10 protein-coding genes are annotated in these 15,266 nt (G+C 73.7%); all 10 read right to left on the bottom strand.

What is annotated here, in order from left to right; all coding sequences use genetic code 11:
- Nucleotides 1–12: 12 nt before the first annotated feature.
- The 10 genes from ACIA8N_RS31715 to ACIA8N_RS31670 all read right to left on the bottom strand — a co-directional run bounded on the left by ACIA8N_RS31715 (nucleotide 13) and on the right by ACIA8N_RS31670 (nucleotide 15,252).
- Entirely contained in the window at nucleotides 13–1,563 is a 1,551-nt protein-coding gene (locus ACIA8N_RS31715) for an alpha/beta hydrolase (RefSeq protein WP_365781977.1), read from the bottom strand.
- 86 nt (nucleotides 1,564–1,649) lie between these two features.
- Complete coding sequence (locus ACIA8N_RS31710) at nucleotides 1,650–2,852, bottom strand: DNA polymerase III subunit delta' (RefSeq protein ID WP_365781975.1); 1,203 nt, start codon at nucleotides 2,850–2,852, stop codon at nucleotides 1,650–1,652.
- A 78-nt stretch (nucleotides 2,853–2,930) separates the two neighbouring features.
- Entirely contained in the window at nucleotides 2,931–6,377 is a 3,447-nt protein-coding gene (gene tmk, locus ACIA8N_RS31705; RefSeq protein WP_365781973.1) for a dTMP kinase, read from the bottom strand.
- A gap of 141 nt (nucleotides 6,378–6,518) precedes the next feature.
- Nucleotides 6,519–9,350, bottom strand: a complete 2,832-nt coding sequence (gene topA, locus ACIA8N_RS31700) for a type I DNA topoisomerase (protein ID WP_365781971.1) — start codon at nucleotides 9,348–9,350, stop codon at nucleotides 6,519–6,521.
- Nucleotides 9,351–9,610: 260 nt separating this feature from the next.
- Nucleotides 9,611–9,808: a hypothetical protein gene (locus ACIA8N_RS31695; RefSeq protein ID WP_365781969.1), complete on the bottom strand. Its 198-nt coding sequence runs from the start codon at nucleotides 9,806–9,808 to the stop codon at nucleotides 9,611–9,613.
- A gap of 174 nt (nucleotides 9,809–9,982) precedes the next feature.
- Complete coding sequence (locus tag ACIA8N_RS31690; RefSeq protein ID WP_365781967.1) at nucleotides 9,983–10,774, bottom strand: ABC transporter permease; 792 nt, start codon at nucleotides 10,772–10,774, stop codon at nucleotides 9,983–9,985.
- Between the two features lie 29 nt (nucleotides 10,775–10,803).
- Nucleotides 10,804–11,595, bottom strand: coding sequence for an ABC transporter permease (locus ACIA8N_RS31685; RefSeq protein ID WP_365781965.1), 792 nt, complete (start codon nucleotides 11,593–11,595; stop codon nucleotides 10,804–10,806).
- Nucleotides 11,592–12,596: an ABC transporter ATP-binding protein gene (locus ACIA8N_RS31680; RefSeq protein ID WP_365781963.1), complete on the bottom strand. Its 1,005-nt coding sequence runs from the start codon at nucleotides 12,594–12,596 to the stop codon at nucleotides 11,592–11,594. Before ACIA8N_RS31680 ends, ACIA8N_RS31685 begins: the two co-directional genes overlap by 4 nt.
- A gap of 80 nt (nucleotides 12,597–12,676) precedes the next feature.
- Entirely contained in the window at nucleotides 12,677–13,681 is a 1,005-nt protein-coding gene (locus ACIA8N_RS31675; protein WP_365781961.1) for a helix-turn-helix domain-containing protein, read from the bottom strand.
- Nucleotides 13,678–15,252 (bottom strand): class I SAM-dependent methyltransferase, encoded by a 1,575-nt coding sequence (locus tag ACIA8N_RS31670; protein ID WP_365781959.1) that lies wholly within the window; start codon nucleotides 15,250–15,252, stop codon nucleotides 13,678–13,680. Before ACIA8N_RS31670 ends, ACIA8N_RS31675 begins: the two co-directional genes overlap by 4 nt.
- Nucleotides 15,253–15,266: the final 14 nt, after the last annotated feature.

Below are 15,266 nucleotides of genomic sequence, written 5' to 3'. Positions count from 1 at the left end.
CCCGGATCATGGCTATGAGCAGCGCTTTCCGTCCTGCGGAGGCGCGCCTTCCAGGAGGTAGGTGTTGACGGCCGTGTCGACGCAGTCGCTGCCCCGGCCGTACGCCGTGTGGCCGTCGCCCTCGTACGTCAGGAGCGTGCCGGACGAGAGCTGGCCGGCGAGGGACTGGGCCCACTTGTACGGGGTGGCCGGGTCGCGGGTGGTTCCGACGACCAGGATCGGGGCGGCGCCCTCGGCGGTGATGCGGTGCGGCCGGCCGGTGGCCGGGGTCGGCCAGGAGGTGCAGTTGAGGGCCGCCCAGGCGAGGCCCTCGCCGAAGACCGGGGAGGCCTTCTCGAAGGACGGGACGGCCTTCTCGACGTCGGCGGGACCCGTGTAGGCCGGCGGCAGGTCCAGGCAGTTCACGGCGGCGTTGGCGAACATGAGGTTGGCGTAGGTGCCGTCCGCCTCCCGCTCGTAGTAGCTGTCGGCCAGGGCGAGGAGGCCCGAGCCCTCGCCGCCGATCGCCCGGGTGAGGGCCTCGCGCAGCTGGGGCCAGGCGCCCTCGTCGTACATCGCGGCGATGACGCCGGTGGTCGCGAGGGACTCGCCGAGCGGGCGGCTCTCGCCGGTGGGCACGGGCTCGGCGTCCACGTCGCGGAAGAACTTCTTCATGGCCTCGCCGGCCGCCGCGACCGACTCCGTGCCGAGCGGGCAGTCCGGCTTGCGCACGCAGTCGGCGGCGAAGGCCCGGAACGCGGTCTCGAAGCCGCCGGTCTGGTCGCGGTTCAGCTCGACCGCCGGCAGCGACGGGTCCATCGCCCCGTCCAGGACGAGGCGGCCGACCCGGCCGGGGAAGAGTTCGGCGTAGGTGGCGCCGAGGAACGTGCCGTACGAGGCCCCCACGTAACTGAGCTTCTCGTCGCCGAGCACGGCCCGAAGGATGTCCATGTCACGGGCCGTCTCGACGGTGGAGACGTGCGGCAGGATCTTCCCCGAGCGCTTCTCGCAGCCGCCCGCGAACTCCTTGAAGGCGGCGCTGAGCGCGGCCGTCTCCGTGGCGTCGTCGGGGGTCTGGTCGACCTGTGTGTACGTGTCCATCTGCGGGCCCGTCAGGCACTCGACGGGCTCGCTGCGGGCGACTCCGCGGGGGTCGACGGCCACCATGTCGTAGCGGGCGCGGACGGGCGCCGGGTAGCCGATGCCCGCGTACCCCTGGAGGTAGCCGACAGCGGAGCCGCCGGGGCCGCCCGGGTTGACCAGGAGCGAACCGAGCCGCTTGCCGGGGCCGGTCGCCCGGACCCGGGAGACGGCCAGCGCGATCTCGCCGCCGTCCGGCTTCGCGTAGTCGAGGGGGGCGCGCAGGGTGGCGCACTGGAAGCCGGTGACTCCGCAGTCGCGCCACTTCAGCTTCTGGGCGTAGTACTTCCGCAGCGCCTCGGCGTCCGGTGAACCCGAGGGGGCCGAGCGGGCCGCTGTGGTGCGGGACGCCGCCGCGTCGCCTCCGCTCGTGCAGCCGGAGAGGATCAGCCCGGCGGCCGCGAGGGCCGTGGCGGACGTACGGAGCAAACGCCTGGAGTCCATTGCCGGAGCGTATCCGGACCGGTACGTACCGTGTCCAATCGTGCCGTGTCCGCCCACCGCCCCCAGGTCGGCCGCCCCGACCCGGTTCAGCCGCGCAGCGCCATCGTCATCGCCTCCACCGCGAGCAGCGGAGCCACGTTCCGGTCGAGGGCCACGCGGCAGGCCAGGACCGCCTCGATCCGGCGGAGGGTGCGCTCCGGGGTGGTGTCCCGGGCGATCCGCTCCAGCGCGTCCCGTACGTCCGTGTTCGCCAGGGGCGCGCCCGAGCGCAGCTGGAGGACGAGGACGTCACGGTAGAAGCCGGTCAGTTCGGTGAGGGCGAGGTCCAGGCTGTCGATCTGCGTCCGCTTCTTGCGCCGCTTCTGGTCCGCCTCCAGGTCTTTCATCATGCCGGACGTGCCGCGCGGCATGCGCTCGCCGGGGCCCACGCCGAGAGCCGCCTTCAGCTCCTCCGTCTCCCTGGCGTCGGACTCCTCCGCCACCTGGTCCGCGTCCTGCGTCGCCGTGTCGATCAGCTCCTGGGCGGCCTTGAGGCAGCCGCCGACGTCGTCGACCCGCAGGGGCACCTTGAGGACGGCGGCCCTGCGTGCGCGAGCCCGCTCGTCCATGGCGAGCCGCCGGGCCCGGTCGATGTGTCCCTGGGTGGCCCGGGCGGCGGCGTGGGCCGTCTCGGGGTCGATGCCGTCGCGCCGCACGAGTACGTCGGCGACCGCGTCCACCGGAGGCGTACGGAGGTTGAGGTGGCGGCAGCGGGAGCGGATCGTGGGCAGCACGTCCTCGATCGAGGGGGCGCAGAGCAGCCAGACGGTACGGGGAGCGGGCTCCTCCACGGCCTTCAGGACCGCGTTGGCCGACTTCTCGTTCAGCCGCTCGGCGTCGGCCACCAGGATCACCTGCCAGCGGCCGTTGGCCGGCGCGGTGTACGACTTGCGGACGGTGTCGCGCATGTCCTCGACGCGCACCACGGCACCGACGGCGGTGACCGTGGTGATGTCGGCGTGGGTGCCCACCAGCGCCGTGTGGCAGCCGGTGCAGAAGCCGCAGCCCGGCGCCCCGCCGAGCGCCCGGTCGGGGCTCACGCACTGCAGCGCGGCGGCGAACGCCCGCGCGGCGGTCTCCACCCCGGACCCCGGCGGGCCGGTGAAGAGCCAGGCGTGGGTCATCTGGGAGGTGTCGGGTTCGGGCTCCCCCGCGGCATGGGCGGTGACGAACGCGTCGGCGTCGCGCGCGGCGGCGGCCAGCTGCTCCTCGACCCGTGTCTGTCCGACCAGGTCGTCCCATACGGCCATGTCTGCCCCTCCTCAGGTACGCCTCCCATTGTGGGGCAGTCCTCTGACAACCCCCGCCGGACGGCTGACCCGGCCGGGTCAGCGGCGGCGCCGGGGGCCCTCGTCCTCGTCGTCGTGCGGGCCGAACAGCTCGTCCGCGAGGGTCGGGAGATCGTCGAGCGGGGTCTCCTCGGCCCAGTCGGAGCGGCGGCGCGGCCGGCCGTTCTCGTCGAGCTGGGGCAGCTCACGGGTCCGGTCGTCGGCACCGTGCGACGCGTCCCGCGGAGCCCGTGCGTCCTGCGCGCCCTGGGTGTCCTGCGCGCCCGCGTCCCGGAAGATGCCCGGCGGGACCCGGTCGACGGGGTCGGACGTCGGGGTGTCCCGTACGAGAGGCAGCACGGAGGTCACCTCGGCGTCCCGCACCGGCCGCAGGACCGCGGTCTCGTCATTGCCCCCGCGCTCCTGCTCCTCGCGGATCCTGGGCAGGACGGACGTCTCGTCCTCCTGCCCGGCGATCCTCACGATCGGCGTGGCGACGGTGACCTCGTCGGGCGAGACGGTGGGCGCGTCCGGCTCCCCGCCCGGCTTCGCGAGCCGCTTCCCCGCCCTGCTCCCGTCCTGCCGCACGGCCGCACGCGGATCGTTCCGCGAGTCCGGCTTCACGAGGGGCGTCGCCTGGGTGACCTCGTTCGCGGAGAGCTCCACGGCCTCGGCCGCGGCCTGCTCCCGAGCGGCCTTCTCCTCGGCGGCGGCCTTCGCCACGGCCGCCTCACTGGCAGCCGCCTTCTCCGCGGCCTGCTGTTCGGCAGCCGCCCGCCGGCGGGCCTCCTTCGCCGACTCGGCCCGCTGCGCGGCGGCCATCTCCGCCGCCGCCCGTTCGGCTGCCGCACGCTCCGCCGCGGCCTTCGCGGCGGCCTCGGCCGCGACCTTCGCCGCCGCCCTGGCCGCGGTCTCCTCCGCCGCCTTCGCGGCGGCGGCGGCCTCGGCCATCCGGCGGGCCTCCTCGGCGCGGAGCAGGGCCTCCTCGGCCTTGCGCTGCTTCTCCAGGCGGCGTGCCTCCGCCTCGGCCCGCAGCCGGGCCTCTTCCTCGGCCTCCTTGCGGAGTCGCTCCTGCTCCTCCTGGCGGGCCTTCTCCTCCGCCGCGAGCCGCTTCCGCTCCTCCTCGGCGGCGGCCTCGGCCGCGATCCGGGCCTCCTCGGCCTGCCGTCGGGCCTCTTCGGCCTGCCGTTCGGCCTCCAGGCGGCGCGCCTCTTCCTCCTCGCGCCGCTTGCGCTCCTCCTCCTCGGCGCGGAGCTTGGCGAGCTGCGCCTGGCGCTCGCGCTCCAGGCGCTCCTCCTCGGCCTTGCGGGCGGCTTCCTCCTCCGCCCGGCGGCGCGCCTCCTCCTCGGCCTTCCTGCGGGCCTCCTCGACGGCCTTCACCTCGGCCTCGGAGAGCGGCAGCATCCGGTCGAGCCGGTGGCGTACGACGGTGGTGACGGCCTCGGGCTCCTGGCCCGCGTCGACGACGAGGTAGCGGCTGGGGTCGGCGGCGGCGAGGGCGAGGAAACCGGCCCGTACGCGCGCGTGGAACTCCGGCGGCTCGGACTCCAGGCGGTCGGGCGCCTCGGTGAACCGTTCCCGCGCGGTCTCGGGGGCCACGTCGAGGACCACGGTCAGGTGCGGGACGAGGCCGTCGGTCGCCCAGCGCGAGATGCGGGCGATCTCCGTCGGGGACAGGTCGCGGCCCGCGCCCTGGTAGGCCACGGACGAGTCGATGTACCGGTCGGAGAGGACGACGGCGCCCCGCTCCAGGGCCGGCCGGACCAGGGAGTCGACGTGCTCGGCGCGGTCGGCCGCGTACAGCAGGGCCTCGGCGCGGTTCGAGAGCCCCGCGGAGGACACGTCGAGCAGGATCGAGCGGAGCCGCTTGCCGATCGGGGTGGCGCCGGGTTCGCGGGTGACGACGACCTCGTGGCCCTTGGCGCGGATCCACTCGGCGAGGGCCTGGACCTGGGTGGACTTGCCGGCGCCGTCGCCGCCCTCCAGGGCGATGAAGAAGCCGGTCGGCGAGGGCGCCTGCACCGGGTCGGAGCCGCGAAGCGCGTCGCGCAGGTCGCGGCGGAGCGGGACGCCCGCCCGGTCGTCGGTCTTGGCGAGGACGAGCGCGGCGACGGGCAGCAGCAGGGCGCCGATCAGCGCCAGCGTGAAGGCGGCGCCGCCGTGCGCGAAGACGAACTCGCCGGAGGCGAGGCGGTGCGGGCCGATCGCGGCGGCGAGCAGCGGGGCGGCGAGCGCGCCGATGCCCATGCCGACGCGGGCGGTGGCCTGGAGGTGCTCGGTGGTCCGGGCCCTGCGGGGCTCCTCGGTCTCCTGGTCGACGAGGACGTGGCCGGTGTTCGCGGCGACCCCGGCCGCGTATCCGGCGAGGACGGCGAGGAACAGCACGGTGGCCGTGTCCGGCACCAGGCCCATCGCGATGAGGGCGACGCCGGTGACGGCAGTGACGAGGGCGAGCAGCCGGCGCCGGGACAGCACGGGCAGGACGGAGCCCGCGGTGCGGATGCCGACGGCGGTCGCGCCGCTGAGCGCCAGGATCAGGAGGGCGTACGTGACGGGGCCGCCGCCCAGGTCGTACGCGTGGAGCACGGAGACGGACGCCGCGGCGGCGATGGCCCCGGCGACCGTGGCGCAGGTGAGGACGAGCAGCTGTACGGCTCCGGTACGGCCCTTCTCGGCGGCGGGCCGGCGCAGGCCCTCAAGGGGCGAACGGGACCGGGGCGTCTCTCCGCCCGGCAGCGCCATCGCGTACAGGACGGTGCTGGAGGCGGCGAAGAGGCCGGCGGCGACGTACGAGCCGAGGGCGGCCTGGTGCTGCGAGAACCAGTCGATGCCGAGGCCGAGCAGGTCGCCGACGAGGGTGGCGGCGAACAGCGCGGCCGCGGCGGCCGGGACGGCGAGGAAACCGGTGCGCTGGGAGAGCCGCCGCAGCGCACCGAGGTGGTCGGGCAGCGGGCGAACCGCCCCGCCCTCGATCGGCGGGGCGGGCAGCAGCGCGGGCGCGGCGCCTTCGCGGCTGATCGTCCAGAGCCGTTCGGCGGCTCCGGTGACGAAGACGGTGCCGAGCAGGTACCAGAGGGCGCTGCCGGGGGTCCAGTCGATCCACAGCGGTGCGACGACGAGCAGCGCGATCCGGACACCGTCGGCGCCGATCATGGTCCAGCGCCGGTCGAGCGGACCGCCGGGCCCGGTGAGCGCGGTCAGCGGGCCGAGGAGGACGGCTCCGAAGAGGACCGACGCGAGGATGCGGGCGCCGACGACGGCGGCCACGGCGAACGCGGCACCCCGCTCTCCCCCGCCGAGCGCGCCCTCGGACACGGCCGCCTGGAGGCCGAGGAGGACGAGGACGAGGAGGGCGAGGGCGTCACCGGTGCCGCCTGCGAGGTGGGCGCTCCACAGCCGGCGCAGCGGCTGGTGGCGCAAGAGGGCGCGTACGGCACGCTCCCGGGAATCCGCGACGAGTGCGGCGTCGGAATCGCCGAGGCGGTCTGGCTGCTCTGCTCGCGTCATCCGTCCACCCTATCCGGACGGCCTTGCTCCTCGCGGCCCGCGCCCGAACATCCGGACGAGCCTGTGACAGGGCGAAGGGCGGGGCGGAGGCACGCGCCTCCACCCCACCCTTCATGTCCTGCGCGTCATGTCCTGCGAGGACTACTCCGGCTTCGCCGCCGCCGTCTTCTTCGCGGCGGTCGTCTTCTTGGCCGTCGTCGTCTTCTTCGCGGCCGTCTTCTTGGCGGCGGTGGCGGTGGTCTTCTTCGCCGCCGTCTTGGTCGCCGTCTTCTTGGCCGGGGCCTTCTTCGCCGGGGCCTTCTTGGCGGTCTTCTTCGCCGGTCCCTTGGCGCGCTTCTCCGCGAGGAGCTCGTAACCGCGCTCCGGCGTGATCGTCTCCACGCTGTCGTCGGTGCGCAGGGTGGCGTTGGTCTCGCCGTCCGTCACGTACGGGCCGAAGCGCCCGTCCTTGACGACCACGGGCTTCTCGCTGACCGGGTCGGTGCCCAGCTCCTTCAGCGGCGGCTTGGCCGCGGCCCGGCCCCGCTGCTTCGGCTGGGCGTAGATCGCGAGCGCCTCTTCGAGGGTGATCGTGAAGAGCTGCTCCTCGTCGGTGAGCGACCGCGAGTCCGTGCCCTTCTTCAGGTACGGGCCGTAGCGGCCGTTCTGCGCGGTGATCTCGACGCCCTCGGCGTCCGCGCCGACGACCCTGGGCAGGGACATCAGCCGGAGCGCGTCCTCCAGGGTGACGGTGTCGAGGCTCATCGACTTGAAGAGGGAGGCCGTCCGCGGCTTGACCGCGTTCTTGCCGGTCTTCGGGGTGCCCTCGGGCAGGATCTCGGTGACGTACGGGCCGTAACGGCCGTCCTTCGCGACGATCTGGTGGCCGGTGGCCGGGTCGGCGCCCAGCTCGAAGTCGCCGCTCGGCTTGGCGAGCAGCTCCTCGGCGAGCTCGACGGTCAGCTCGTCGGGCGCGAGCTCGTCGGGGACGTCGGCGCGCTGGTGGCCCTCGGCCTCCTTCTCGCCGCGCTCCACGTACGGGCCGTAGCGGCCGACGCGCAGGACGATGTCGTTGCCGACGGGGAAGGAGGAGATCTCGCGCGCGTCGATCGCGCCGAGGTCGGTGACGAGCTCCTTGAGTCCGCCGAGGTGGTCGCCGTCGCCGTTCCCGGCGTCCGCCGCACCGCCCTCGCCCTGGCCCTCACCGAAGTAGAAACGCTTCAGCCACGGCACGGACTTGGCCTCGCCCCGCGCGATGCGGTCGAGGTCGTCCTCCATCCGGGCGGTGAAGTCGTAGTCGACGAGCCGCCCGAAGTGGGTCTCCAGGAGGTTGACGACGGCGAAGCTCAGGAAGGACGGCACGAGCGCCGTGCCCTTCTTGAAGACGTAGCCGCGGTCGAGGATGGTGCCGATGATCGACGCGTACGTCGACGGGCGGCCGATCTCGCGCTCTTCCAGCTCCTTGACCAGCGAGGCCTCGGTGTAGCGGGCCGGCGGCTTGGTCGCGTGGCCGTCCGAGGTGATCTCCTCGACGCTCAGCGCGTCGCCCTCGGCGACCTGCGGCAGACGCCGCTCGCGGTCGTCGAGCTCCGCGTTCGGGTCGTCGGCGCCTTCCACGTACGCCTTCATGAAGCCGTGGAAGGTGATCGTCTTGCCGGACGCGCTGAACTCGGCGTCGCGGCCGTCGGCGGCCCGGCCGCCGATCTTCACGGTGACCGAGTTGCCGGTCGCGTCCTTCATCTGGGAGGCGACGGTCCGCTTCCAGATCAGCTCGTACAGCCGGAACTGGTCGCCGGTCAGGCCGGTCTCCGCCGGGGTGCGGAAACGATCACCCGAGGGGCGGATCGCCTCGTGCGCCTCCTGGGCGTTCTTGACCTTGCCCGCGTAGACGCGGGGCTTCTCCGGCAGGTAGTCGGCGCCGTACAGCTGCGTGACCTGCGCCCGCGCCGCCGCGACGGCGGTGTCGGAGAGGGTCGTGGAGTCCGTACGCATGTAGGTGATGAAGCCGTTCTCGTACAGCTTCTGCGCCACCTGCATGGTCGCCTTCGCACCGAAGCCCAGCTTGCGGCTCGCCTCCTGCTGGAGGGTGGTGGTCCGGAAGGGGGCGTACGGGGAACGGCGGTACGGCTTCGACTCGACCGAGCGCACCGCGAACGCGGTGTCGGCGAGCGCGGCGGCGAGTGCCCGCGCGTTCGCCTCGTCCAGGTGGAGCACGCTCTCGCTCTTGAGGCGTCCGTCGGCACCGAAGTCACGGCCCTGCGCGACCCGCTTGCCGTCGACCGAGGCGAGGCGCGCGACCAGCTGGGACGGGTCGGAGGCGTCACCGGAGCGGCCGGTGCCGAAGGTGCCGGTGAGGTCCCAGTACTCGGCGGAACGGAAGGCGATGCGCTCGCGCTCCCGCTCGACGACGAGCCGGGTGGCGACGGACTGCACACGGCCGGCGGACAGCCGCGGCATGACCTTCTTCCACAGGACCGGCGAGACCTCGTAGCCGTACAGCCGGTCGAGGATGCGGCGGGTCTCCTGGGCGTCGACCATGCGCTGGTTCAGCTCGCGCGGGTTGGCGACGGCCTCGCGGATCGCGTCCTTGGTGATCTCGTGGAAGACCATCCGGTGGACCGGGACCTTGGGCTTCAGGACTTCCTGGAGGTGCCACGCGATGGCCTCGCCCTCGCGGTCCTCATCGGTGGCGAGGTAGAGCTCGTCGGACTCCGCCAGGAGCTCCTTGAGCTTCCTGACCTGCGCCTTCTTGTCGGCGTTGACGACGTAGATGGGCTGGAAGTCGTGCTCGACGTCGACTCCGAGGCGGCGGACCTCACCCGTGTACTTCTCGGGCACCTCGGCGGCGCCGCTGGGGAGGTCGCGGATGTGCCCGACGCTCGCCTCGACGACATAGCCGGGGCCGAGGTAGCCCTTGATCGTCTTCGCCTTGGCAGGCGACTCGACGATGACGAGTCGGCGGCCGCCGTGTGCGGCTTCGCTGGTCGGGGACAACTTCGCTCTTCTCTCCGGATCGACACTCTCTGGCACGTACGGTGCTGGCACGCACGGCAGCGGCACGGACGGTGACGCTCCCGTCGCTGCGGAGTGTGACGGTACAACCCGCCCCCGTGTCAAACGGCGAAAGCCCGCAACGGCCACTCGAACGGTAACCCGAGTCCTGGCATTCCTGCCGCCCGGACTCCCGGTCGGGCGGGGCGGGACCCCCGCGCCGGAGGTCGGGGGAGGGATCGCGGAAGAGATCGCGGGAGGGATCAGAGCCTGGCGAAGCACCAGACGCCGAGGACCAGGGAGGCGGCTCCGAAGAGGCTCGTCAGCGCGACGGCGGTACCGGGCGCGACCCCGTACACGACGGGCTCGCGGTGCAGCGTGCGCACGGTGGTCCACAGCAGCAGCGCGCCTCCGAACAGCGTGAACGCCGCTCCCGCGAAGATCGCCGGCCCGCTCTCCATGCCCGTACCCCGTTCCGTCCACGTGCGGTGTTCGCTTCCCGGAGCCGAGGCTGACACCTCCGGGCGTCGTGAGCGCGAATTCCGGGTTAACGACGCGGAGCGTTCCGTACGCATTCACGAAGATGGCCGGTAGTGACCCACCCCTCACTCGTTCTTCCGTCACATCGGTTCGCGTCACATCGTGTCGAGCGTGGCCCGGCGCCTGCTGCCCCGCTCGAAGAGCGCGAGCAGGGCGACGGCGACCAGCGCCCACCCGGCGCCCACCGCGAGCTCCGCCCCGAGAAGGGCCCGGTCCGGTCCGGCGCCCCCGGTCAGCCCGCGCGCCGCGTCCGCCGCGTGCGTGAGCGGCAGCAGCTCGCCGGCGGCCCGCATCCACTGCGGCAGGGTCTCCCGGGGCACGGCGGCCCCGGTCAGGAGGAGCAGCCCCGAACTGGCCACGTTCGACACCAGGAACACGTCCCGGAAGCGGAGTCCGAGCGCGCCCAGGGCGAGCCCGAACGCCGAGCAGGCACCCGCGGCGACGAGCAGCACCAGGGCGAGACCGGGCAGCGCCCGGGCGGGCACGGGCAGCCCGAGGACGAGCGAGGCGGCGGCGAGCACGAAGGCGCTGACGAACAGCCCGTTGAGCACGTACGGGAGGGCGCGTCCGGCCCACAGCGGGACCCGGTGGCGGGGTGAGAGCAGGACGGCGCCGAGGGTGCCGTACCGGCGCTCGTTGGCGACGGCCATCGTGCCGCCGTACACGCAGGAGGCGGAAGCTGCGAGAACGGCGTTGCCGACAAGATGGAAACGGTCGTCGGCGACGCCCAGTTCCCGTCCGAGGAAGACGAAGAAGAAGACCTGGAGCAGCGGCCCGACCAGCAGGGTTCCGATGAACATCGGCGGGGTGGTCCAGTTGAACAACGCCCGGTAGGAGATCGCCCCGCCGACGACGACGAGCCGCGCGGTGCCGAGGAAGCGGAACATGACTCTCTGGCCTTTCAGGAGGAGGGAACTCACGTGAGGGCGAGGGTGGCCGCCGCGCGCGCCCGGCGCTCCACACGGCCGAGGACGAGCACGGCGGCCAGGGCGTATCCGGCCCCCAGCGCGACGGCGGCGAGCAGCGGCGCGACGACGTCGCCGCCGGAGGTCGCCGCGTGCACGGCCCGCGCGCCCCAGGTGGTGGGCAGCGTCCAGGAGACCGGGTGCGTCCAGGCCGGCAGCACGGTCACGGGCACGAGCAGCCCCGACAGGAGCCAGACGGGGGTGTCGAGCGGGTTCGCGAGCGCGTTCGCGTTGCGCAGCAGGACGAAGGTCGCGGCGAGCAGCAGGCCCATCATGCCGAGCGCGAGCACGCACACCGGGACGGCGACCAGGAAGAGCAGCGGGTGCGCGAAGTCGAGCGGCACGCCGAAGAGCAGCACGCCCCACAGGACGGTCGCGCCCATCGCGTACGTGCCGATGACGGCGGTCGCGAGGGTGATCGGGAGCAGGACGAGCGCGAGCGGCGTCGGCGCGACGACCAGGGTCTCCAGGGTGCCGAGCCAGCGCTGGTTCTGCACCGCGCCGCCCGAACCGAGGAGCACCGAGCCCCAGATGCCCATGAGTCCGGCCCCGACGGAGGCGGTGAGCAGCCGGTCCGGGTCTCCGGCGGCGCGGAACAGGTAGACGGCGAGGGTCGCGTAGACGAGCGGGACGAGGACGGCGAAGGTGATCTCGAGCGGCGACCGCGACATGTACGAGACATGGGTGCGCACTCCGACGAGGAGCAGCCGCGGTACGCGCTTCACGAGGGGGCTGGCGTTCATGCCGGCACCCCGTCCTGCGGGGTGCCGGCCGCCGCCTCCTCCACGATCGCGATGTACGCGTCCTCCAGGGACGGTTCGCGGCTCGTGACCCGCCCGATCCGTACGCCGTCGAGCGCGGCCAGGACCGGCCCGTGCAGCTCGGCGGCCACGCGGCCGGTCTGCACCGTGACGGTCTGCAGCGCGCCCCGGTCCTCCGCGGACACCCCCCGCACGCCCGGCACGCGCCGCAGCCGGTCGAGCCGCTCCTCGTCCACGCCGTAGGCCTCGACCTCCAGCACGTCCCGTTCCCTCACCAGGGACTTGAGGCTGTCGGGGGTGCCGAGGGCACGGATCCGGCCGCCCGCGATGACGGCGATCCGGTCGCAGAGCTCGTCCGCCTCGGCCATGTAGTGGGTGGTGAGGAGGACGGTCGTGCCGGCCGCCGCCAGGTCGGCGACCGTGCGGCGCAGGTCGCGGGCGGCGACGGGGTCGACGCCGATGGACGGCTCGTCGAGGAAGAGGACGTCGGGGCGGTGGAGCAGGCCGCGGGCGATGTGGAGGCGCTGCCGCATGCCGCGCGAGTAGCCCTCGACACGCTCCTTCTCCCGGCCCGTCAGGCCCACCAGGTCGAGGAGTTCGGCGATGCGCCGCTTCTGGTCGCGGGCGCCGACCCCGTACAGCTCGGCGAAGTACCGGAGGTTGTCGAGCGCGGACAGCCGGTCGTACAGGCCCCGGTCGCCGCCGAAGACGTACCCGATGCGACGGCGTACGGCGACGGGGTCGCGGGCCACGTCGTGGCCGAACACCCGGGCGGTGCCGGAGGTCGGCAGAAGCAGGGTGTTGAGCATCTTGATGGTGGTCGTCTTGCCGGCGCCGTTGGGCCCGAGGAGGCCGAACAGCTCCCCCGGGGCCACCTCGAAGGTGACCCCGCGCACGGCCTCTGTCTCGGTGCGCCGGGACTTCGGCCACCCGGTCCTGGTGGTGTAGGTGCGGCGCAGCGCGTCCGCCTCGATTGCGAGCATGCGGTGGACGGTAGGAGCCCGCGGAGAGGCCGGGCCATCGATTCGGGAGCACCCGAATCGTCGTTCCGGCCCGGCGGGTCTCAGGCGACCGCGCGCAGCACGCCCTCCCCTGTGAGCAGCGCGAGCAGCGACCGGCCCGTGTCCGTGAGCTGGTAGTACACCGAGCGTCCGACGCGGTGCCGGGTGACGATGGCGGCCTCCGAGAGCACCGAAAGGTGCTCCGAGACGGTGCTCGGCGCGAGGCCGAGCCGGTCGGCGAGCCCCGCCGTGGTGAGCGGCCCGCCCAGCTCGCGCAGGACCGCCGCGCGCCCCCGGCCGAGCATCAGGCCGAGCCGGTCCTCGGCGACGGGCTCGGGCGGTTCGCGCAGGGCGGCGGCGCCTCGGGCCTGGAAGCTGAGCGCGAAGGCCTCGGGGTCGTCCGTCGAGTACAGCCGGCAGCCCTCCGCGAAGACCAGCGGCACGAGCACGAGACGCCGCTCTCCGGGCGCGTACTCCGCGTCGATGTACTTGGTCAGTTCGAGTACGGGGGGCTGCCACCGCCCCCGCGTCTCCAGGCCCGCGAACAGCGCGTCGACGCCCTCCGTCGCGAACGTCCGCGCCCGGACGAGCACTTCGTCCTCGACGAGCCGCCGCATCGTCGGCCAGTACGGCTCGATCGCGCCCTCCCAGTAGGCCGCGTACGCGTCGGCGAGCGCCGCGCAGGCCGCCTCCGGGTCCTTCAGGTAGGGCTGCACGAAGGGCTCGTCGGACATGCCGGGATAGCAGACGTCGACCTGGGCGCGGACGAACTCAGGGTCGGTGGCCCGCAGCGCGGCCAGCTCCTCGTGGACGTTGACCGTGCCGAACGGCCGGGGCAGCAGGAAGTCGGAGACCTCGCGCCGCCCCTCGACGAACAGGTCCCACAGCGGGCGGAGCCGGTCGTCCTCGCGCCACACCTCGCGCGCCTGACCGACCCACTCCTGGTACGGCCAGGAGGGGTGCCGGTGCGGCAGCGCGAGGTGCATCGAGCAGAACGCGTCCCGCAGCGGGCTGATCGCGATCCGGGTCGCCCCGAGCGAGGCCTCGTCCAGCTCGATCCGTATCAAGCGCCGCTCGCCTCGCCGTACTGCCCGCCGTCCTCCCCGGACGTCCCGGCTCCGACGGGCAGCAGGAATCCCTCCTCGACGAGCAGCCGGATCGCCTGCGGGGTGCGGTCCCGCAGTATGACCGGGTCCTCCCCCATGAGCTGCCCGATCGCGTCGAGGATGCGGCCCGCGCTGAGGGTGCCGTCGCACACCCCGGCGAAACCGGCGCCGACGTGGTCGACCCTGGTGGCGCGGCGCATGCCCCGGTTCTGCCGGAGCACGACGTGCTCGGGGTCCTCGGCGCCCGGAAGCCCGACCTGCTCCTGCACCACCTCGGGCGCGAGGGTGAACCGGTCGGCGAGCAGGGCGGCGTCGTCGTGTCCGCGCAGGTAGTCCTGGCGCTCGAAGTGGGCGCGGACGGTGGGGCCGAGGGGCTGCTCGACGGGGTGCGGCCACTCCTCGATGACGATCGACGGCTCGACCTCGCCGGACGCCACCGCCGCGTTCCGCCGGATCGTGATCCAGCCGAAGCCCACCGCGCGCGTCTTGCGGGACTCGAACTCGTCGAGCCAGCGCTCGTACGCCAGCCGGTAGGCCTCCGGGTCGCCGCGGTGGTCACCGCTGTCCCGCAGCCACAGCTCCGCGTACTGGGTGATGTCCTGGACCTCGCGCTGCACGATCCAGGCGTCGCAGCCCGCGGGCACCCAGGACCGCAGCCGGTCCTGCCATTCCTCGCCCTCGACGTGCTGCCAGTTGGCGAGGAACTGGGCGTATCCGCCGTCGTTGAGCCGCTCGCCCGCCTGCTGGACGAGCGTGCGGCACAGGTCGTCGCCGCCCATCCCGCCGTCCCGGTAGGTGAGCCGGGCGCCGGGCGAGATCACGAACGGCGGGTTGGAGACGATCAGGTCGTACGTGTCCCCGTCGACCGGCTCGAAGAGCGAGCCCGTGAGCAGCTCGGCCTCCCGGGCCCCGGACAGGGCGAGCGTCAGGCGGGTGAAGTCCAGGGCGCGCGGGTTGAGGTCGGTCGCGGTGACCAGGGTGGCGTGCTGGGCGGCGTGCAGCGCCTGGATGCCGGAGCCGGTGCCCAGGTCGAGCGCGGAGGCCACCGGCGCACGGACGGTGATGCCGGCGAGGGTGGTGGAGGCGCCGCCGACGCCGAGGACGACGCCCTCGGCCTTCTTGCCGATGCCCCCGGCGCCGCCGACGGCGCAGCCCAGGTCGGAGACGATGAACCAGTCCTCGCCGTCAGGCCCGCCGTACGGCCGGACGTCGACCGTCGCGGACACGGTGTCGCCCTCGCGGACCACCCAGCCGTCGGCGAGGGCCTCGGCGAGCGGGAGCGCGGCGGCGGCCCGGTCGTGCGCGACGGCCTCCTGGAGCAGGAAGAGCCGGACGAGGCTCTCCAGCGGGGAGTCGCCGCGGGTGGCCCGCAGGGCGGGCACGGTCTCGCTGCGCGCGAGCGCCGCGTAGGCCGGGGCGCCGAGCAGGTCGAGCAGGCCGTCGGCGGTGAAGTCGGCGGCGAGCAGGGCCTCGCGCAGACGGGCGGCGTGCGCGGGCACCGGAAGGCGGGGAGGCAGGCTGGTCGTACTCACCGCTCCATTGTGAC

The sequence above is a fragment of the Streptomyces sp. NPDC051822 genome (assembly GCF_044452745.1).
Classification (GTDB): Bacteria; Actinomycetota; Actinomycetes; order Streptomycetales; family Streptomycetaceae; genus Streptomyces.
Note: the sequence above shows the minus strand (reverse complement) of the source record. Positions and strands in the feature narration are given on the sequence as shown.

What these genes read in the sequence shown, in the direction of transcription:
- ACIA8N_RS31710 (WP_365781975.1), bottom strand. Translation starts at nt 2,852, where the DNA reads ATGGCCGTATGGGACGACCTGGTCGGACAGACACGGGTCGAGGAGCAG.
- ACIA8N_RS31715 (WP_365781977.1), bottom strand. Translation starts at nt 1,563, where the DNA reads ATGGACTCCAGGCGTTTGCTCCGTACGTCCGCCACGGCCCTCGCGGCC.
- ACIA8N_RS31680 (WP_365781963.1), bottom strand. Translation starts at nt 12,596, where the DNA reads ATGCTCGCAATCGAGGCGGACGCGCTGCGCCGCACCTACACCACCAGG.
- tmk (WP_365781973.1), bottom strand. Translation starts at nt 6,377, where the DNA reads ATGACGCGAGCAGAGCAGCCAGACCGCCTCGGCGATTCCGACGCCGCA.
- ACIA8N_RS31685 (WP_365781965.1), bottom strand. Translation starts at nt 11,595, where the DNA reads ATGAACGCCAGCCCCCTCGTGAAGCGCGTACCGCGGCTGCTCCTCGTC.
- ACIA8N_RS31695 (WP_365781969.1), bottom strand. Translation starts at nt 9,808, where the DNA reads ATGGAGAGCGGGCCGGCGATCTTCGCGGGAGCGGCGTTCACGCTGTTC.
- ACIA8N_RS31690 (WP_365781967.1), bottom strand. Translation starts at nt 10,774, where the DNA reads ATGTTCCGCTTCCTCGGCACCGCGCGGCTCGTCGTCGTCGGCGGGGCG.